The sequence below is a fragment of the Pseudoduganella sp. R-34 genome (assembly GCF_049904655.1).
GTDB lineage: Bacteria > Pseudomonadota > Gammaproteobacteria > Burkholderiales > Burkholderiaceae_D > Rugamonas.
Genome location: NZ_CP184572.1, coordinates 3,300,327 through 3,319,564, shown reverse-complemented (window position 1 = coordinate 3,319,564; position 19,238 = coordinate 3,300,327). Strand labels below are relative to the sequence as shown.

Annotated in this window: 18 protein-coding genes; 14 read left to right on the top strand and 4 right to left on the bottom strand. The window is 64.4% G+C overall.

Annotated features, from left to right (window positions below; all coding sequences use genetic code 11):
* Positions 1-3: 3 nt before the first annotated feature.
* From ACN9MW_RS15355 to ACN9MW_RS15340, 4 genes are read right to left on the bottom strand one after another with little or no spacing between them, the layout of a single operon-like run.
* On the bottom strand, positions 4-540 hold the full coding sequence (locus ACN9MW_RS15355) for a type II secretion system protein (protein WP_426171985.1): 537 nt from the start codon (positions 538-540) through the stop codon (positions 4-6).
* A 44-nt stretch (positions 541-584) separates the two neighbouring features.
* Positions 585-1,031 (bottom strand): hypothetical protein, encoded by a 447-nt coding sequence (locus ACN9MW_RS15350; RefSeq protein ID WP_426171983.1) that lies wholly within the window; start codon positions 1,029-1,031, stop codon positions 585-587.
* Positions 1,032-1,063: 32 nt separating this feature from the next.
* Complete coding sequence (locus ACN9MW_RS15345) at positions 1,064-2,299, bottom strand: type II secretion system F family protein (RefSeq protein ID WP_426171981.1); 1,236 nt, start codon at positions 2,297-2,299, stop codon at positions 1,064-1,066.
* Position 2,300: 1 nt separating this feature from the next.
* Positions 2,301-4,007: a GspE/PulE family protein gene (locus tag ACN9MW_RS15340; RefSeq protein ID WP_426171979.1), complete on the bottom strand. Its 1,707-nt coding sequence runs from the start codon at positions 4,005-4,007 to the stop codon at positions 2,301-2,303.
* Positions 4,008-4,179: 172 nt separating this feature from the next.
* On the opposite strand from ACN9MW_RS15340, the gene ACN9MW_RS15335 reads away from it, so the two are divergent.
* The 14 genes from ACN9MW_RS15335 to ACN9MW_RS15270 are packed head-to-tail and all read left to right on the top strand — an operon-like array spanning position 4,180 to position 19,236.
* Positions 4,180-5,064, top strand: a complete 885-nt coding sequence (locus ACN9MW_RS15335; RefSeq protein WP_426171978.1) for an ExeA family protein — start codon at positions 4,180-4,182, stop codon at positions 5,062-5,064.
* Positions 5,061-6,881 carry a pilus (MSHA type) biogenesis protein MshL gene (mshL, locus tag ACN9MW_RS15330; RefSeq protein ID WP_426171976.1) on the top strand — a complete coding sequence of 607 codons (1,821 nt, stop codon included), beginning with the start codon at positions 5,061-5,063 and terminating at the stop codon, positions 6,879-6,881. The genes ACN9MW_RS15335 and mshL overlap by 4 nt, the downstream gene beginning before the upstream one ends.
* Positions 6,878-8,623 (top strand): hypothetical protein, encoded by a 1,746-nt coding sequence (locus ACN9MW_RS15325; protein ID WP_426171975.1) that lies wholly within the window; start codon positions 6,878-6,880, stop codon positions 8,621-8,623. Before mshL ends, ACN9MW_RS15325 begins: the two co-directional genes overlap by 4 nt.
* 6 nt (positions 8,624-8,629) lie before the next feature.
* A complete protein-coding gene (locus ACN9MW_RS15320; RefSeq protein ID WP_426171973.1) occupies positions 8,630-10,324 on the top strand; it encodes a GspE/PulE family protein in 1,695 nt (564 codons plus the stop codon).
* A gap of 1 nt (position 10,325) precedes the next feature.
* The gene (locus ACN9MW_RS15315; protein ID WP_426171972.1) at positions 10,326-11,522 is read left to right on the top strand and encodes a type II secretion system F family protein; all 1,197 of its coding nucleotides are present in this window, start codon (positions 10,326-10,328) and stop codon (positions 11,520-11,522) included.
* Positions 11,523-11,526: 4 nt separating this feature from the next.
* On the top strand, positions 11,527-13,071 hold the full coding sequence (locus ACN9MW_RS15310) for a hypothetical protein (protein WP_426171970.1): 1,545 nt from the start codon (positions 11,527-11,529) through the stop codon (positions 13,069-13,071).
* Positions 13,068-13,694, top strand: a complete 627-nt coding sequence (locus tag ACN9MW_RS15305; RefSeq protein ID WP_426171969.1) for a hypothetical protein — start codon at positions 13,068-13,070, stop codon at positions 13,692-13,694. The genes ACN9MW_RS15310 and ACN9MW_RS15305 overlap by 4 nt, the downstream gene beginning before the upstream one ends.
* A complete protein-coding gene (locus ACN9MW_RS15300; RefSeq protein ID WP_426171967.1) occupies positions 13,691-14,218 on the top strand; it encodes a hypothetical protein in 528 nt (175 codons plus the stop codon). The genes ACN9MW_RS15305 and ACN9MW_RS15300 overlap by 4 nt, the downstream gene beginning before the upstream one ends.
* A complete protein-coding gene (locus tag ACN9MW_RS15295; RefSeq protein WP_426171965.1) occupies positions 14,202-14,897 on the top strand; it encodes a hypothetical protein in 696 nt (231 codons plus the stop codon). The genes ACN9MW_RS15300 and ACN9MW_RS15295 overlap by 17 nt, the downstream gene beginning before the upstream one ends.
* The gene (locus tag ACN9MW_RS15290; RefSeq protein ID WP_426171964.1) at positions 14,894-15,595 is read left to right on the top strand and encodes a type II secretion system protein; all 702 of its coding nucleotides are present in this window, start codon (positions 14,894-14,896) and stop codon (positions 15,593-15,595) included. Before ACN9MW_RS15295 ends, ACN9MW_RS15290 begins: the two co-directional genes overlap by 4 nt.
* 22 nt (positions 15,596-15,617) lie before the next feature.
* A complete protein-coding gene (locus ACN9MW_RS15285) occupies positions 15,618-16,166 on the top strand; it encodes a prepilin-type N-terminal cleavage/methylation domain-containing protein (RefSeq protein ID WP_426171962.1) in 549 nt (182 codons plus the stop codon).
* Between the two features lie 7 nt (positions 16,167-16,173).
* Positions 16,174-16,893: a histidine phosphatase family protein gene (locus ACN9MW_RS15280; protein ID WP_426171961.1), complete on the top strand. Its 720-nt coding sequence runs from the start codon at positions 16,174-16,176 to the stop codon at positions 16,891-16,893.
* Positions 16,894-16,923: 30 nt separating this feature from the next.
* A complete protein-coding gene (locus tag ACN9MW_RS15275; protein WP_426171959.1) occupies positions 16,924-17,994 on the top strand; it encodes a phosphotransferase in 1,071 nt (356 codons plus the stop codon).
* A 9-nt stretch (positions 17,995-18,003) separates the two neighbouring features.
* Positions 18,004-19,236 (top strand): acyl-CoA dehydrogenase family protein, encoded by a 1,233-nt coding sequence (locus tag ACN9MW_RS15270; RefSeq protein ID WP_426171957.1) that lies wholly within the window; start codon positions 18,004-18,006, stop codon positions 19,234-19,236.
* Positions 19,237-19,238: the final 2 nt, after the last annotated feature.

Here is a 19,238-nt window from a genome sequence, read left to right as displayed (position 1 = left end):
GGCTTAGCAGCCGGACGTGTCCGTCGAAATGGCAGGCGGCGTTACAACCGGCGGAGTCGCCGAAGAGATGATCGCTGCTGTAAATTTCACGTAGCACTTGGCAGCTTTAGTGGTACCTGCCACGCTCTTCGGTACAAAAGCAACCTCGCTACTCGAGGTCGTAGGGCTAGTGGTCCCCGACGAGCTTGGGGCGATGGTCGTATAGTCGTTGCTATTGATGCCGGCCATGTCGGCGATGTGGGAATTTACGGTAGCCGAGACAGTTGGATAGCCGGCGGTATCAACCGGGACATCCAGGCCTTCCATCTTGACCGTGCTCCCTTGCGAGATCAGCCAGCGGCTATGGACCATCGAATTTGCAGCGTTCAGCGAACCACGCACTGCTGCGACGCTCGCAGCGCGCGCCTCACTGCCGACGTCCATGAAGCGCGGCAGCGCAGTGGCGGCCAGGATGCCGAGAATCACGATCACAACGATCAGTTCGATCAGGGTAAAGCCAGCTTGCTGCGAGCGGGGCATCGAATTTGGAAACTTTTTCATCACTTCTCCCATGAGTTCAAAAATCATATGGACCAGCTTCGTGGCTAGTCATTTAGTTGATTCAGAACAACACCGGCATTTTCTGCGGGCAGCTCTGAAGGCCTGACAGTTCGTTCGGGCAAGCGGCGCAATTCTAACTTGAAATAGAGCATTTGTTGTTGCTTCAATGAAGATTTCTCCGGAGCAAGTAAAACATAGACCAGCTCTTTCGACTCCCTATCAAAGAACCACGTTCCCGGTCGTGCAGGAGCGCTGCCACGGTTTGCAAACTCGCCGTCGTAGTTGACGGGCTTCACCTCGAGCAATTGCATGGGATTGCTACCCTCGAGATCATCAGTTGTTGCGGTTGATCTTAGGCGATGCAATTCGACTGCGGCGCGCAGTTGTGCCAGCGTCACATCTATTGCCCGCTCTTCTGCGCTTTTAGTGTAGAACGGAATCTTGCTGAGGAAAACCGCCAGTAGCGCCAAACCAACGATCAACCACGCCAACCCTTCAAACCGCCTGAACCTGCTCAGCCTTCTCATTTTTTGAAAGCGACTTTGCCCAGGTCCCAGATCGGCAGGAACACGCCAAGCGCCAGGATCAGCACCATGATGCCCAGGAAGGTGATCAGGATCGGCTCGATCTGTGCCGACAAGGTCTTCAGCTCATAATCGACCTCGCGCTCATACATCGCTGCGATTTCTTCCATCAGGTCATCCAGCGATCCGGTCTCTTCACCGACGGCGATCATCTGCAGCACCACAGGTGTAAACACGTTTGCCGCCACCGCAGTGCGCAGGATGCTTTCGCCGCGCTCGACGCCATCGCGCATTTGCTCAACGCGGGCCGCCAGGTAGGCATTGTCCACCGTCTGCGACACCACCGTCAGGGCCTGCACGATCGGCACGCCACTGCGGGCCGACAGCGAAAAGCTCCGCGCAAAGCGCGACATGGTGCCCTTATGGATGATCTTGCCGGCGATCGGCAGGCGCAGCTTCCATCGGTCCCATTTATAGCGCCCTTTTTCGGTTGCGATCCATGAGCGCCATCCAAACCCGGCAACCACCAGCGCCGCCGCGAAGAACGGCCAGTACTGCACGGTGAAATTCGACGTCGCCAGCAGGATGCGCGTCATCAGCGGGAGCTCGGCATTCAAGCTGCGAAACACCCCTTCGAAAGCGGGGATCACCCACATATTGATCACCACCATCGCCACGGCCATCGCGATCATCACGAAGGTCGGATAACGCAAGGCGGTACGCACGCGCTCTTTCATGTCGCGCTCGAATTCAAGGTGGTCGAACAGGCGCAGGAAGACTTCGTCCAGCCGGCCGGTCATTTCGCCGACCCGGATCATCGACAGGTAAAACGGCGTGAACGCTTCCGGATGGCGGCGCATGGATGCCGATAGTTCTCGGCCGGCATCGAGCGACTCGCGCAGGTCCGCGATCACGCGGCCAAAGGCCTTGCTGATCGCCGATTCCTGCAAGCCTGCCAAGCCGCGCATGATGGGGACGCCCGATTTCAGCAAGGTGTACATCTGGCGGCTGAACAGCTGCACGTCCATCGAATTGACGCTCTTTTCCGTCAGCCGTTCCCACAAGTTGGCCAGCCCCGACTTGCCCGGCGCGCGGTCGGCGGTTTCGGTAATCTCGACCGGCGTCACGCCCGTTGCAAACAGCTGGTCGGCAACGGCCCCGCTGTCGGCCCCTTCCAGCACGCCGGCGAGCAATTCACCACGGCCATTCCGGCCTTTGTATGCAAAGTAAGGCAACTCAATCCTCTAGCTGGTTACTGATACGCATCGCCTCGGAAACGGTGGTACGTCCCTGCACCACCAGCTGTACCGCCTGGCGCCGCAACGTCTGCCCAGCCATCTGCTGCTGCGCCGCCTTCAGGAACGTGGCCGGATCGGGATCATTGGCCGCGTCGACCACGGACTGGGTCATTTCCAGCAGCTCGTAGATACCGGTGCGTCCGCGATAACCGAGGCCATTGCAATGCGAGCAGCCTTTGCCATGGAAGTACCTGCCCAGGTCGACCTTGTCCTTCAATTCGAGGCTGAGCCATTCGTGCTCGTTTGGCGTCAGGGTGTAGGGCGTGGTGCAGGACTCGCAGATCACGCGCAACAGGCGCTGTGCCAGCACCGCTTGCAGCGAACTGCCCACCATGTAGCGCGGCACTCCCATGTCCATCAGGCGCAGCGGCGTGCTTGCGGCGTCGTTGGTGTGCAGGGTCGAGAGCACCAGGTGGCCGGTCATGGCGGCGCGCAGGCCGATCTGCGCGGTTTCCTGGTCGCGCATCTCGCCGACCAGCACGATGTCCGGATCCTGGCGCAGGGCCGAACGCAGCACGCGCGCGAAATCGAGTTCGATCTTTTCATTGACCTGCACCTGGTTGATGCCTGCCAAGCGGTATTCAACCGGGTCTTCGACGGTGATCAGCTTCTTCTCCATCGAATTCAATTCCGCCAGTGCGCAATACAGCGTGGTGGTCTTGCCGCTGCCGGTCGGGCCGGTCACCAGGACCAGGCCATTCGGACGCGCCACGATGGCGCGGAAGCGCTCGAGCAGCTGCTTGGGCATGCCGATGGCGTCAAGCCGCAAGGTCATGCCGCTCTGGTTCAGCAAACGCATGACGATCGATTCGCCGTACTGCGTCGGCATGGTGGAGATACGCACGTCGATGCGCGCGTTCCTGACCCGCACGGCGAAGCGGCCGTCTTGCGGCAGGCGCTTCTCTGAGATATCCAGGTCGGACATCAGCTTCAGGCGCAGCGCCAGGGCGGGCGCGATCTTGATATCGGCTTCCGTCTGCAGGTGCAGCACGCCGTCGATGCGGAAGCGGATTTGCAGCCTGCTTTCCTGCGGTTCGATGTGGATGTCCGATGCGCGCACCTGGGCGGCGTCATCGAACAGTGATTGCAGCAGTTTGACGACCGGCGCTTCTTCCAGGCCGGGGCTGGCGGCGGCAAGCGCGCCAAAGTCCACCGAGCCCTCGCCCATTTCCTGTTCCAGCTCGCGCGCCAGGCCGGAGATGTCCTCGGTGCGGCGGTAGATGCGGTCGATTGCTGCCAGCACTTCCGTTTCGTTGACCACGGCCAGCTCGATGGACTGCTTCAGCAGGCGCGAGATTTCGTCGTACGCAAACAGGTCGGTCGGATCGGACAGGCCGACCAGCATCGATCCCTTGCGGTCTTCCAGCACCAGGGCGCGGAAGCGGCGGGCCTGGGTCTCCGGCAACAGCCGCACCAGCTCCGAACTGATCTGGTAGAACTTGAGGTTGATATACGGGATATTGAGCTGGCGCGCCAGCGCACCGGAAATCTGCTCCTCGGTGACAAAGCCGTGTTCAACGAACACCCGCCCCAGTTTTCGGCCGCTGCGTTTCTGCTCCGCCAGCGCCATGCCCAACTGTTCTTCCGACAGCAGTTTCTGCTGCACCAGGATTTCACCCAAACGAACCTTTTCCGGCCTCGTCATACCGCTTCCCCGTATCCAATATTTGCTGGCATTGTATGCGAACGAATCGTGCAAGCAAAGCAAAACTCGTTAATAGATTCACCACATAGCGTGGCTGGAGGGCGACGAATTCTTGCGATACGTGCTCCAATTGCAGGGCCTATTCCAACCCACCCGATGCCTGCACGCCGCCATGTACCAGCAACATTTTGGCCTGCACGAGGCCCCCTTCGGCATTACGCCGAACCCCGCTTTTTTCTACAGCGGGAATACGCGCGGCGAGATCCTGTCCGCCCTGCTCTACGCTGTCACCCAGGGCGAAGGCATCGTCAAGGTGACGGGCGAGGTTGGCTGCGGCAAGACCATGCTGTGCCGGATGCTTGAAGCGCGCCTGCCGCGCGGCGTCGACGTGCTCTACCTCGTCAATCCCACGCTCGGCCCGCAGGAAGTCCTGCACGCGATTGCCGCCGAGCTGGGACTCAACACCACCGGCCGCCGCGCCGATCAGGTGTTGCGCGCCTTGCACGCGGAGCTGATCGCCCGCCACGCGGCCGCGCACCGGGTCGTGCTGCTGGTGGAAGAAGCGCAAGCCATGCCGCTTGAAACGCTGGAGGAAGTGCGCCTGCTGACCAACCTCGAAACCGCCCGCAGCAAGCTGCTGCAGATCGTGCTGTTCGGACAGCCCGAACTCGATGAGCACCTGGCACTGCCGCGCATGCGGCAACTGCGTGAACGCATCACGCACAGCTTCAATGTGCCGCCGATGCCACGCGACCAGATCCCCTATTTCCTCTCGCATCGCTTGCGGGCCGCCGGTTACCAGGGTCCCGAACTGTTCAGCCGTGGCGCCGTGCGCCTGATCGCTCGCAGCTCGCAGGGCATCGTTCGGCGCATCAATGTGCTGGCCGACAAATCGCTGATGGCAGCCTATGCCGAAGATTTGCCTTTTGTAAATTCGTACCACGTGCGCCAGGCGATCGAGGACAGCCGTTATTCGTGCGCGGCGGTTCCGGGCAATCGCAGTATGATCGTTTTCGATAAACTCCTGGCAACTTGCTTCAGGCGGCGATCAGCATGAAGAACCTGACGGCTTCCCTGTTATGCGTCCTGCTTGCGGCTTGTGCCGCGCCGAAACTTCCCTTGTCTCCAACCCATGTGGCCGAGCCGGAGCCGGTGGCGGGTGCGATTCCGGAACCGGTGCAGCAAAGCGCCGCACTTGCGCCGCCCCGGCCGGCAGCGCGGCAGGAGACCTATAGCGTGTCGGTGCACCGCGTGCCGGTGCAGTCGGTCCTGTTTGCGCTGGCGCGCGACGCGGGATTGAATGTCGACGTGCATCCCGCCGTGGAAGGAACGGTGACCTTGAACGCGCTGGACCAAACCCTGCCGCAATTGCTGGCGCGGATCAGCAAGCAGGTCGACATGCGCTACGAATTGCAGGGCAATAACCTGCTCGTGCTGCCGGACCAGCCTTACTGGAACCACTACAAGATCGACTACGTCAATATCGCCCGCAGTACCAACAGCAGCGTGAACATCGCAACGCAGATTTCCACCACGGGCGGTTCGGCCTACAGCAACGGCGGCGGCACGCCCTCCAACCCGGTGCCGGCAAGCAGCAGCTCACTGGGCAACGGCGGCAACAATAATTCGACCACCTCGGTTGCCAATCGCTCGGACAACAATTTCTGGTACAGCCTGGAAAAGAACGTGCGCGACATGCTGCGCCCGACCACGCTGAATGACCAGCTCACCGATCCTCTTGCTCAGATGCGCGAGCAGGCCAACGCCATGGTCCAGCAGATGCAGGCCGGCGCCGCCTCGCCCGATGCCGGCTACCCCGGCGCCCAGGCGGCTGCCGCGCAAGCAAGAACCCCGGCCGGCGGGCCGGGCGCCAATACCGCTTTCGGCGCCGGCCCATCCTCGCAGGGACGCAATGCGCCATCGGTGATTGCCAATCCCGAAGGCGGCCTGTTGTCCGTGCGCGCCACCAGCCGGCAGCATGAAAAGGTGCAGGAATTCCTGGACATCATCATGTCCACTGCCAAGCGCCAGGTGCTGATCGAAGCGACCATTATCGAGGTCAAGCTCAGCGACCAGTACCAGCAGGGCATCAACTGGGCGCGCATCAACAACAACGGCAAGCTGGGACAGGGACAGGTGGGCACAACGCCACTGCCTTCCGGCGTGGCGCCGAACGGTTCGGCCGGGATCTTCATCTTCGACTATGCCAACCCGACCACGCGCTTCGGCAATATCACGGCTACCATCCAGTTGCTCGAATCATTCGGTAAGGTGAAAGTGCTGAGCAGTCCCAAGATCAGCGTGCTGAATAACCAGACTGCCTTGCTGAAGGTGGTCGACAACAGCATCTTCTTCACGCTGAAAGTGACGCCGGCCGTGCTGACGTCGACCGGCACCATTGCAACGCCCGCGACCTACGAATCGAAGGTCGAAACAGTGCCCGTGGGTTTCGTGATGAGCGTGACGCCGCAGATCTCGGCGGAGGACGAAGTCACGCTGAACGTGCGGCCGACCATAACGCGCATCGTCGACTATGTGGAAGACCCCAATCCTGAACTGAGCAAGCAGAACGTCAAGAGCCGGGTGCCGGTGATCCAGGCGCGCGAAATGGAATCGATCCTGAAAGTCCAGAGCGGCCAGGTGGCGGTGATGGGCGGCCTGATGCAGGATTCCGTCGACAACAAGAAGGACAGCATCCCCCTGATCGGCTCCGTGCCGCTACTCGGCAACCTGTTCTCGTACCGGAACGAGACTGCCAGCAAGACCGAATTGGTGATTTTCCTGCGGCCTGTCGTCGTGAAGGACGCCAGCCTTGCAGGCGATTACCGCAACTACCGCTATCTCATGCCTGCGCGGCCGGCGGGGGAACTATGAGCTTGCTGATGCAGGCCTTGCGCAAGGCCGAACGCGCCCGTACGCAAAACGGACATGACGCGGAGCTCGGTCATGGCCGGGAGCAGCAGCCTTTTGGCGCCGATGCCGTGCCCTCGCCTCCGCCAATCGAAGGCGGGCCGGCATTTGCCGTGATGCCCGATGCGTGGCGGCTCGAACCTCTCGATGCCGAGCCGCCTGTCATGGCGGCGCAGGAAGCCGTGCATGATCCGGTACCGCCGCAGGCACGCCATGAGCCAATGCGGCCAGCGGCCGAATCCCGCCTGCCGCCAGCGGCCAGCACCGGCGACAGCCTGCGCGCATCGGCATCCCCTGGCTACGGCGCAGGCAACGGCGCCCGCGCCGCGGGTCCTGGCGCCGGCCCCGGCGGGGACCCTGCCGCCCGTCCTGGCCCCGCACGCAGGCCGGGCTTGTCCCGTGCAGCCGCCTCGCCCCAGCGCCGGCTTGCCCTCCTGGCAGGGACGCTGGCTGCCTTGCTTGCAGTATTTGCCTTCATCTATTGGCGTGCAGTGTCGGCCCCAGGCCCCGGGGCGCGCCTGCCCATGGTCCCGATGCCGGCGCCGGGATCGGCGCCGGTAGCACAAGCCGGCTCGCAGCAGGGAGCACCGATACCTGTGACGCCTTACGTCACGCCGCCGGGCGCTGATCCAGCCCTGCCGGCCACGGCGCCCGCCAGCGTCGCCGGAGCAGCCGAAGGCGGCAGCACGGCCGCAGCCTCAGGCGCCGGAGGCGCAGCTGCGAACGGTACTGCCAGCCTTGCCGGCACAAGCACACCCGACAGCAGCGCAGCGGCCACCGGCACTGCGACGGCTCCCGGCGCAAAAGCACCGGCCACCAGGCCTGCTGCCGATGTCACCATCCCGACGCCCGAGCAACTGGCAGCCATCACGGACCCCGCGATTCGTGCGGAAGCGATGCGCGATGCCGCCGAACGCGCGGCCCGCCAGGTCCGCGCGGAAGGCACTCCGGCGCCGGCCCATGAATCAGCCGCGACGCGCGCGCACGCAGAAGAGACTTTCAAGGTACGCCGTTCGGCACCGGCTGCCCGGCCCCAGGGCGAAGCAGGTGCCGGCAGCGAACGCGCCGCCACCGTACAAACCGCCGTCGGCGAGCAAGGCAAGGTGCAGTTTGTACGCGGGACAGGATCGGTACAGGTTGTGCCTGCCGTGCAGAACGGCTATGCTGCCCTGCAGTCCGGCGACTTGGCCACGGCCCGCCAGCAATACGATCTCGCCCTGCTGCAAGACCCCAACAACCGCGACGCGCTGCTCGGATCGGCCGCCGTGGCGCTGCGCGAACACGATGGCAGGCAGGCATCGGGCAATTACCTGCGCCTGCTCGAACTGGACCCCAACGACCCCGAAGCCCTGGCAGGCCTCACCGAACTGCGGCCCGGCGACTTGCAGGCCGATGAAACCAGGCTGCGCGGGCTGGCGCGCCAGCATCCCGACTCCGGCCCCGTGCAATTCGCCCTTGGCAACCTGTTTGCGCGCCAGGGACGCTGGCCGGAAGCCCAGCAAAGCTACTTCCGCGCCTTCAGCGCCATGCCCGAAAACGCCGACTACGCCTTCAACCTGGGGGTTGGCCTGGACCGCATGAACCAGCCGCGCCTTGCGCAAACCTATTACCGGCGCGCGCTCGAACTGGCGCAGGCCACCCCTCCCGGCTTCAATGTCGATACAGTCCGCAAGCGATTGCAAGCCCTCGAAACGCCGCCCCAATAAAGCACAATGGCCGACACGCAGAAAATCCCGCTCGGCAAACTGCTGATCCAGAAGGGCGTCATCAGCCAAGACCAGCTCCGGATCGCACTGACCGAGCAAACGCGCAACAACGAACCCCTGGGCAAGTTGCTGATCGCGCTCGGCTTCGTGACGGAAGCGACGATGCGCGAGGCGCTCAGCGAAAAGCTCAATACACGCTCGGCGGACCTGAAAAGCCTGGTGGTCGACGCCGTCGCGCTCAAGCTGATTCCCAAGGAGGTGGCCAAGCGCTATCGCGTCTTCCCCATCGTGTATGAACGGGCCACCGACGAACTGGTGCTGGCCATGTCCGACACCACCAACATCGTCGCGCTGGACCAGATCAGCGCCATGCTGGTCAAAGGCATCACGCTTGTGCCGCTGCTGGTCAACGACTCCGACATTGCGTACGCGATCGACCACTATTACGGCTTCGAGCTGTCGATCGACGGCATCCTGCATGAAATCGAAACCGGCGAGGTCACGCTGGACGCTTCCTCCGACGAATACAGCCAGCCCATGGTGCGCCTGATCGACGCCCTGCTGGCCGACGCCGTACAGAACAGCGCCTCAGACATCCACTTCGAGCCCGAGCACAGCTTCCTGCGCGTGCGCTACCGCATCGACGGCATCCTGCGCCAGATCCGCAGCCTGCACCGCTCCTACTGGCCTGCGATGGCGGTGCGCCTGAAGGTGATCAGCCAGATGAACATCGCCGAAACGCGCGCGCCGCAGGACGGGCGCATATCGATCCAGTTCTCAGGCCGCCAGATCGATTTCCGCGCCAGCAGCCAGCCCACCACCCACGGCGAAAACATCGTGCTGCGCGTGCTGGACCGGCAAAAAGGGATCGTCCCGCTGGAAAAGCTGGGCCTGGCCGAGCACGAACTCGATGTGCTCAAACTGATGATCGCCCGTCCCGACGGCCTGATCCTGGTCACCGGGCCCACCGGCAGCGGCAAGACCACCACCCTGTATTCGATCCTGAACCACATCAACACGGAATCCGTGAACATCATGACGATGGAGGACCCGGTCGAATACCCGATGCACCAGATCCGCCAGACCTCGGTCAACGAATCGGCCAAGCTGGGATTCGCAGACGGCATCCGCTCCATGATGCGGCAAGACCCCGACGTGATCCTGGTCGGCGAGATCCGCGACAAGGAAACCGCGGACATGGCGCTGGCCGCAGCCATGACCGGCCACCAGGTCTATTCCACGCTGCATACCAATTCCGCCGTCGGCGCCATCCCGCGCCTGCTTGACCTGGGCGTGGTAGCCGACGTCCTGGCCGGCAATATCATCGGCATCATCGCCCAGCGGCTGGTGCGCAAGCTGTGCCCCCACTGCCGGCAGGCAGTCGAAGCGGACGAGCTGGAACGGCGGCTGCTGGGGCTTCCGGCCGACCATCCGCCGGCCACCATCTACCGCGCCGGCGCCTGCGACCGCTGCGCCCACCAGGGCTACAAAGGGCGCATGGCAATCATGGAGCTGCTGCGCATGAACGGTGAACTCGACGACATGGTGGCGCGCCGGGCGCCGGCCCGCGAATTGCGCAATGCAGCCGGCGCCGCCGGCCTGCATTCGCTGGTCGACGACGGCATGCGCCGTGTGATGGAAGGCCTGACCACGCTGGACGAAGTCTCGCGCGTGGTCGACCTCACTGACAGGTTGAGCTGACATGCCCCAGTTCATCTACCGCGCCATGGACGCCAACGGCAGCATCGTGCCGGGGAATATGGACGCGCATAATGTGCCGGACCTCGAGTTGCGCTTGCAGCGCATGGCGCTCGACCTGATCGACTACCGCGAAACACGCCGGCGCAAGCTGCGCATCGGCGGCCAGCGCGTCACGCGGCGCGACTTGATCAACTTCTGCTTCCACCTGGAGCAAATGAGCAGTGCCGGCGTGCCGATGCTGGACGGCTTGCGCGACTTGCGCGACAGCGCCGACAACCTGCGGCTGCGGGAAATCATCACCGACCTGGTCGAAAAGATCGAAGGCGGCCTGCAGCTCTCCAACGCCCTGGCCTCCTATCCGGAAGTATTCGACCAGGGCTTTACCAGCCTGGTAAGGGCCGGCGAGCAAAGCGGCAAGGTCAACGAGATCTTCCGCGACCTGGCCGAGAACCTGAAGTGGCAGGACGAGCTGGCGGCACAGGCGCGCAAGGCCATCACCTACCCTGCTTTCGTACTGGTGATCGTCAGCGGCGTACTGTTTTTCCTGATGATCTACCTGGTTCCACAGCTGACAGCCTTCATCAAGAACATGGGCCAGGAACTGCCGCTGCACACGCGCGCATTGATTGCCTTGTCGGACATCTTCATCCATTACTGGTATCTGCTGCTGGCTTTGCCCTTTGCGGCCTGGTGGCTCCTGCGCTGGCAGTTGCGCACCAACGAGCGCACGGCCTTCGCCTTCGACCGCCTGCTTCTACGTACCGTCCCGGTTCTGCAAAAGCTGATCATGGCGCGCTTTGCGACCTATTTTGCGCTGATGTATGCCGCGGGAATTCCCGTGCTCGAATGCATACGGCTCTCGGAGGGAATAGCAGGCAACCGCGTCGTGGCAGCCGCCATGCGCCGCGCGCGCGAACTGATTTCGGAGGGACACAGCGTTGCGGCAGCCTTCAGGCAGGTCGAGCTGTTTCCGCCGCTGGTGGTGCGCATGCTGCGCGTCGGGGAATCGACCGGCGCTCTCGATGCGACGCTGCGCAACGTGGCCTACTTCTACAACCGCGAAGTGCGGGAACGGATCGAACGCATGCAATCGATGATCGAACCGGCGATGACCGTCATCCTCGGCATCCTGCTGGGATGGATCATGCTGTCCGTGCTCGGCCCGATTTACGACACCATCAGCTCAATCAGGATCTGATGCCATGACCCGCAAACTCCTCCTCCACCTGACCGGCGAGCGGCTGTGCTGCTGGCTCTGGGAGCGCGGCAGGCTCGGGACGGGGCCGTGCTTCGATCCGTCGCCGGATGGCTGGGCAAGTTTCGCCACCTGGCTCGATGGCCGCCAGGACACGCCGGCCCTGATGCTGGCCGACCTGGTGGAAGAGGACTTCCAGCGCCACCTGCTGCCGCACGTTGCCGGCCGCGCAGGCCTGGCCATGCGCGAACGCCGCCTGGCGCAGTCATGGCGCGACACGCCTTTCCGCTGCGCGCACATCCAGGGCCGCGAGGAAGGCGGCCGGCGCGACGATATCGTGCTCCTTTCGGCCTTGACCAACCCGGCCACCCTGGCGCCCTGGCTCGACGCGCTGGAAAGCCAGCGCATGCCGCTGGCGGCGCTGTATACGCCTGCCCTCCTCAGTGGCGCCTTGCTGCCGGACCAGGCGCGGCAGGAGGCGCAACTGTTGCTGGTGACCGAGCATGGCAGCGGCATACGGCAGACCTTTTTCCAGCACGGCAAGGTGCGCTTCTCCCGGCTCGCCCAGGCGGCAGTCAACGCCGAGCAGGAAGCCGAACGCACCCGGCAGTTCCTCGTCGGCGCGCACATGCTGGGGCGCGACGTGCCCTTGCAGGTGCTGGCCCTGCTACCGCTGGCACGGATCGCGTCGCCACCGGCGGCAAATCTTTCGCCGCTGCTGGACTGGCGGGTCATGCCTTTGGGAGAAGCGGCGTCCCTGCAACGGCTGGCTGCTTGCGACAATCCCGATGAAGTATTCCTTGGCCTGGCTGCGCGCACGGCGCCGCCCAGCCACTATCCGCTCGGGCCGCGCCGGCGCTACTACAGCCTGTGGCGCACACGCCAAAGCCTGTACGCTTCAAGTGCGGTCATGGCGGCCTGCTGCCTGCTGTGGACCGGCGCAAACATTGCCGGCTACTCGCTGGCGCGCAGCCATACGCAGGCATTGCAGCAGGAGACGCAGGGGTTCACGGCTGCCTATCGACGCAGCATGTCGAGCATGCCGCCGGCTGTCGACAAGACCGCCAACATGAAGGCGGCCGTGCAGATCGCGCAGATGGTGGCTCGCCAGGGGCCATGGCCGCAGGCAGCGATGGCCATCCTGAGCGAAGCACTGGAGCGTTCGCCGCAGATCCGTCTCACGCAGCTCGACTGGCGGGTCAACGCACCGGGCGTCGTGCCGGTGACCGCCAGCAGCGCCTTTCCCGGTGCGGCCACCACGCCGGCCCTGGTGGCGCCGCAATCGTCCATGCTGATCGGGATACCGAAGGCGCCGCCGCAGCAGGTGCGGCTGCAGGCCGAGGTCCTGGTGGAGCAGGACGACTATCGCAGCGTGCTGCTCAGCATGAACCGCTTTGCGCAGGAACTGGCGCGCACGCCCGGCATGGTGGTGGAAATCGAACAGCTGCCCTTCGATATACGGCCCAACGTGAAGCTGAGCGGCAAGGCCGGTTCGCCGGCTGGGCTGGGCGAGCGCGCCAAATTCACTTTGAATCTCAGGTGGTCGCCATGACGGTGTTACGCGAGTTCTCCTTGCTGCGCAACGCCGTGCTGGCGTTCCTTGGCACGCTGGCAGTGTCGCTTGCCGCGGTCTTCGCGAGCTCGTGGCACCTGAGGCGCGTTCATTTCGAGGAGGCTGCGGCGCTGCTGGAGCGTGATGCCGCGCGCTTGCGGCTTGCCCATGCCGAAACGGAAAAGGAAGAAATCCGCCAGTACCAGCCGCAGTTCGTCGAATTGCGGCGCCGGGGCCTGGTGGGACCCGAACGCCGGCTCGACTGGGTGGAGGCGATCCGGCAGATCCAGGAACAGCGGCGCCTGTTGCCCCTGACCTACGAGATCGAGGTGCAGCAACCGTACCGGCTCGAGACGAGCTTGCCGACGGGCGAGTATGCCTTGCTGGGCAGCAGGATGGCCTTGCATATGGATCTCCTTCATGAACTGGATCTGCTGAACTTCCTGTCGGACCTGCGGCTGTCAGGCACCTTTGCGGTCCAGGACTGCGTCATCCGCCGCGCTGCCGGCGCCGCGCCTGTGGCGGGTGTGCTGTCGCCGACCCTGAATGCCGACTGCACCCTGAACTGGCTGACGCTGACGCCGGTTTCCGCTTCGGCCAAGCCGCAGCGAGGGTCGTCATGAAAACGGGATTGTCGGCACTTCTCCTGCTGCTGGCGACGCAGGCCGGCGCGCAGGGTTTCGTCAGCATGGGAAGGTTGTTTACCACCCCGGACGAACGTGCGCAGCTCGATACGCAGCGCAACCAGGGCACTCTTCCCGGAGCGGCGGCCGTCCCGGCACCGGGAGGCAACGCCCAGGCAGCCGGCCCGGGTCCTGTCGCACCGGGAATGGAGGCATCGGCGCATTGCCAGCCTGGCTCTGCGCCTGGATGTCCGCCGGCTGCGGCGCCTGGCACGGCGGCAGCCGAAACGCCTGGGGGCCCAGGCGCTGGCGAGACTGCGCCGCCCGGGCTTCGTCTGGGGGGCGTGATCCGCCGCAGCAATGGGCCCACGATGATCATCGTGAACGGCGAAGCGCAAGCCGCGCCGCCGGGCGGGGTGATGCGCGGCTCGGTCACCTTGCAGGCGGACGGGCGGTCCGTCGTGCTCAAGCCCGGCCAGCGCTATGACCCGGCAACGGGAGAGGTCCATGAAGCGGCACGCTAGACAGCGCGGCGCAGCGCTCCTGACGCTATTGCTGATCGCCACAGTGGCGCTGTCGGCGGTCTTGCTGTCGGCATTCAGCGGCGGCAGCGGCGAGCGCGCCCGCGAAGAGCGCACCCACGCCTTGCTGGCGCAGGCCAGCGAGGCGCTAGTCGGCTTCGCCGCGACCCATGGCCGCCTGCCGCGTCCCGCACCGGCCGGACCCGCACCGGGGATGGGCGAGGCCGGGCGCGAACGAACAGTACCCTGCGCCACAGAGGCCGACTGCACCGGCCTCCTGCCATGGATGGATCTCGGGCTGCCGGCCGCGGACAACTGGGGCCGCCATTTGCGCTACAGCGTAACGCCAGCATTCACGGTCGCGCCCCTGGCACGCACTGCGCTCATCGCCAGCAAACGCGTGCTGTCGCGCGACGCGAGCGGCACGCTGTTCTTCGTCGCCGGACAGGATAACTGCTCGCTGGCCGCACAGTGCGCACCGGCCGTCATCTTCTCGCGTGGTCCCAGCGATATGCCTGGCAGCCAGGACGAAGCCGGCAACCTGCAGGCCGCCACCGATTTCATGCAGCGCCCGCGAAGTGCAGAGGCGAATGCTCCCGGCGGCGCCTTCGACGACCTGCTCGCCGCCGTGCCGCTGCAAGTACTCTATGAAAGGATGGCCGCCGCCAAGACCCTGCCATGAGAAAGCAGACAGCCTTCACCCTGGTTGAAATGGCGATCGTACTGGTCATCGTCGGCTTGCTGCTGGGCGGCATGCTGGCCCCGTTGTCGGCGCAGATGGAACAACGGCGCGCCGCCGACACCAGCAGGGCGCTGGAAGAAGCGCGCGATGCGCTGGCCGGATTCGCCGCCCGCAACGGCTACCTTCCCTGCCCCGCCATCTCCGCCTCGAATGGCCTGGAAGACCGCAGCGGCACGCGCTGCAGCAACGAACGCCGCCTCGGATTCCTGCCGTGGGCAACCCTGGGCCTGCCGAAGCTCGACGCCTGGCAACACCTCTACCTGTACAGCGTCTCGCCATCCTTCAGCGACAGCGGCGCCCTGTTCCGCCTCAGCACCCCGCGCGACATCACCATTGCCAGCCGCGATGCCAGCGGCGCGCTGGTGCCGGCCAGCGGGCAGAACGATATTCCCGCGGTCGTGCTGTCGCAAGGGCGCAATGGCTTCGGCGCCTTCAGCGACGTCGGCGTGCAGGCGGCCGACATGGGCCAGGGCAATGTCGACGAAAAGGCCAACTTCCAGGCCGACGGCCGCATGTTCATTGCACGCGACCGCGCCGACAATCCCGCCGCCGCGGGCGGCGCCTACGACGACATCGTCGTCTGGCTGTCGCCCAATATCCTGTTCAATCGAATGCTCGCAGCGCAAAGGCTGCCATGACATGCAACCCAAGGAGAGCGCCATGAGACACCGCGGCTTTACCCTCGTTGAAATCGCCATCGTCCTGGTCATCATCGGCCTGCTGCTGGGCGGCGTGCTGAAAGGCCAGGCCCTGATCGACAGCGCCAAGGTCAAGAGCATCATCCAGCAGGCTACTGCCCTGCAGGCGGCCGTCAACTCCTACCAGGACCGCTTCCGCGCCCTGCCCGGCGACGATATCCTGTCCACCACCCACGTTCCCGGCGCGGCCGGCAATGGCAACGGCGACGGCCAGATCACGGAATACCAGCTGGCGCCGCAGCATCTGGCACTGGCGGGCCTGATCACCGGTTCCTACAACGGCACCACCGACTTCATGACCAGCGCCCAGGGTGGCGCGGTGTACATCTACAACGACGTCGTGGGTGGCCGTGGCGGCAACGGCATCCGCTTCGACAACCTGCCCGACACCTTTGCCGAGCAGATCGACGCCAAGCTGGATGACGGCAAACCCGATTCCGGCAACGTGCGCGCAACTGGGCCTTATACTAATAACGGAACCATCATTACGCGCCTCGCAATCTTCTTCTAACGGACCTATGACAGCAAACCCTGAACGGCGCCGCATCTTCCTGATGCGGCATGGCAGCGTCACCTATTTCGACCAGGCCGGCAAACCCTACCTGCCCGAAACCGTCCCCCTCAACGAGGCCGGCCGCGCGCAGGCTGCGGCCGCCGGCCAGGCCTTCGCCGCCGATGGCATCAAGTTCGACCGCGTCATCGTCTCCGGCCTGCCGCGCACGGTCGAAACTGCGCAGTGCGTGCTGGCGGAAACCGGCCAGCAGGTACAGCTCGAAACCTGGCCCGAGCTGGCCGAAATCCGCGGCGGCAAGCTGTCCGGCATCCCGGACGATCAACTGCGGGAAGCCTTCACCGGCGCTTTTGAGGGCGTGGTGCCGGAGCAGCGCCGCTTCCTCGGCGGCGAATCGGTCGGCGAGCTGATGGACCGCATCCATCCCGCCATCGCCAGGCTGCTGGCCGACGATGGCTGGGATACCGTGCTGCTGGTCCTGCACGGCGGCGTCAATCGCGCCATCCTGTCCTATGCCCTGACCGGTGGCCAGCGCCTTTTCCTCGGCAACCTGTCGCAGGCTGCCGGCTGCATCAACGCCCTCGACGTGGGCCAGGAACGGCACGACTGGATCGTGCGGTTTTCGAACTTCGCCCCGCCCGCGCCACTGCAAGCGGCCACCCGCAGCACCACCATGGAGCAGTTGTTCAAGGAATATTCCAAATCCCGCTTGCTTTCCCGCCCATAAAAATAGTACGATCGTTCGGAAGGAGGCATTATGTTCGAAGAATTCATGGGCACCAAGGAGGTGTCGGAGCGCCACCGTTTCGACACCGCCGCGCTGGACGCATACCTGCGCCAGCACGTGGAAGGCTATCCGCAGGGCGAATTGAAGGTCGAGCAGTTCAAGGGCGGCCAGTCGAATCCCACCTTCAAGCTGACGGTCGGCGGCCAGCAGTACGTCCTGCGCACCAAGCCGGCTCCGGCGGCCAAGCTGCTGCCATCCGCCCACGCCATCGAACGCGAATTCCGCGTCATGGACGCGCTGCACAAGGCAGGCTTCCCGGCGGCCCGCCAATACTGCCTGTGCATGGACGAAGAAGTGATCGGCCGCGCTTTCTACGTGATGCAATTTGTCGAAGGCCGCGTGCTGTGGGACCAGTCCCTGCCCGGCATGACGCCTGCCGAACGTGCTGCGATCTACGATGAACTCAATCGCGTCATCGCGCAGCTGCACACCATCGATTACAACGCCATCGGGCTTGGCGATTACGGCAAGCCGGGCAACTACTTCCAGCGCCAGATCGAACGCTGGAGCAAGCAGTACAAGGCATCCGAGACCGAGACCATCGAGGCGATGGACCAGTTGATCGCCTGGCTGCCTGCCAACATCCCGCCCGGCGAGGACACCTCGATCGTGCACGGCGACTACCGCCTCGACAACATGATCTTCCATCCGACCGAGCCGCGCATCCTCGCAGTGCTGGACTGGGAACTGTCGACGCTCGGGCATCCGTTTGCGGACTTCAGCTACCACTGCATGAGCTGGCACATCGAGCCGGGCAAGTTCCGCGGCATCGCCGGCCTGGACCTGAAGGCGCTCGGCATTCCCTCGCAGCGCGAATACATCGCGCGCTACGCCGAACGCACCGGCAAGGCAATCCGCCTGGAGGACTTCAACTTCTACCTCGCCTTCAATATGTTCCGCCTGGCCAGCATCATGCAGGGCATCATGAAGCGCTACGTGGACGGCACGGCATCCAGCGCCCAGGCACTGGAATCAGGCAAGCTGGCCCGCCCGATGGCGGCCATGGGCTGGGCCTATGCCCAGGGCAAGGCAATCGAATAAGGAATCGGCATGGACTTCGACTACTCCCCGCGCACCAAGGAATTGCAGGCGCGCCTGCTGGCCTTCATGGACCAGCACATCTACCCGAACGAGAAAGCCTTCCATGAGGAGGTGGACCGCAACGGCCGCGAGAAAGGCAACCGCTGGATTCCCACCGAGCTGATTGAGCGCCTCAAGCCGCTGGCCCGTGAGCAGGGTTTGTGGAACCTGTTCCTGCCCCGCTCCAGCCGCGCCCCGGAAGGCCTGTCCAACCTCGATTACGCCCCTTTGTGCGAAATCATGGGCCGCGTACCGTGGGCGGCGGAAGTGTTCAACTGCTCCGCACCCGATACCGGCAATATGGAAACGCTTGAGCGCTACGGCACGGAAGAACACAAGCAGCGCTGGCTGGAACCGCTGCTGCGCGGCGAGATCCGCTCCGCCTTTGCGATGACCGAACCGGCGGTGGCATCGTCCGATGCGACCAATATCGAAACGCGCATCGAGCGCGACGGCGACCACTACGTGATCAACGGCCGCAAATGGTGGATCTCCGGCGCCGGCGATCCGCGCTGCCAGGTGTATATCGCCATGGGCAAGACCGATTTCAGCGCCCCGCGCCACGCGCAGCAGTCGATGGTCCTGGTGCCGGCCGATGCGCCGGGCCTGACGGTGCTGCGTCCCTTGCCGGTCTTCGGCTACGACGACGCGCCGCACGGCCACTGCGAAATGGTGTTCGAAAACGTGCGCGTGCCTGTTTCCAGCATCCTGCTCGGCGAAGGGCGCGGGTTTGAAATCGCCCAGGGCCGCCTCGGTCCGGGCCGCATCCACCACTGCATGCGCGCCATCGGTGTCGCCGAGCGTGCGCTGGAACTGATGGTGCAGCGCCTGACCTCGCGAGTTGCATTTGGAAAGCGGCTGTCGGACCAGGGCGTGTGGCGCGAACGCATCGCCGAATCGCGCATCAGGATCGATACCGCGCGCCTGCTGACCCTGAAAGCGGCCTACATGATGGACACGGTCGGCAACAAGGTCGCCCAGTCCGAGATCGCCATGATCAAGGTGCTGGCGCCCAATGTGGCGCAACAGGTGCTCGATTGGGCGATCCAGGCCCACGGCGCGGCCGGCGTATCGGACGATTTCCCGCTGGCCTACCAGTGGGCGGGCAACCGCACCCTGCGCCTGGCCGACGGGCCGGATGAAGTGCACCGCAACGCCATCGCCAAACTGGAGATTGCGCGCTTCTCGTCCACGACAAGCTAAGC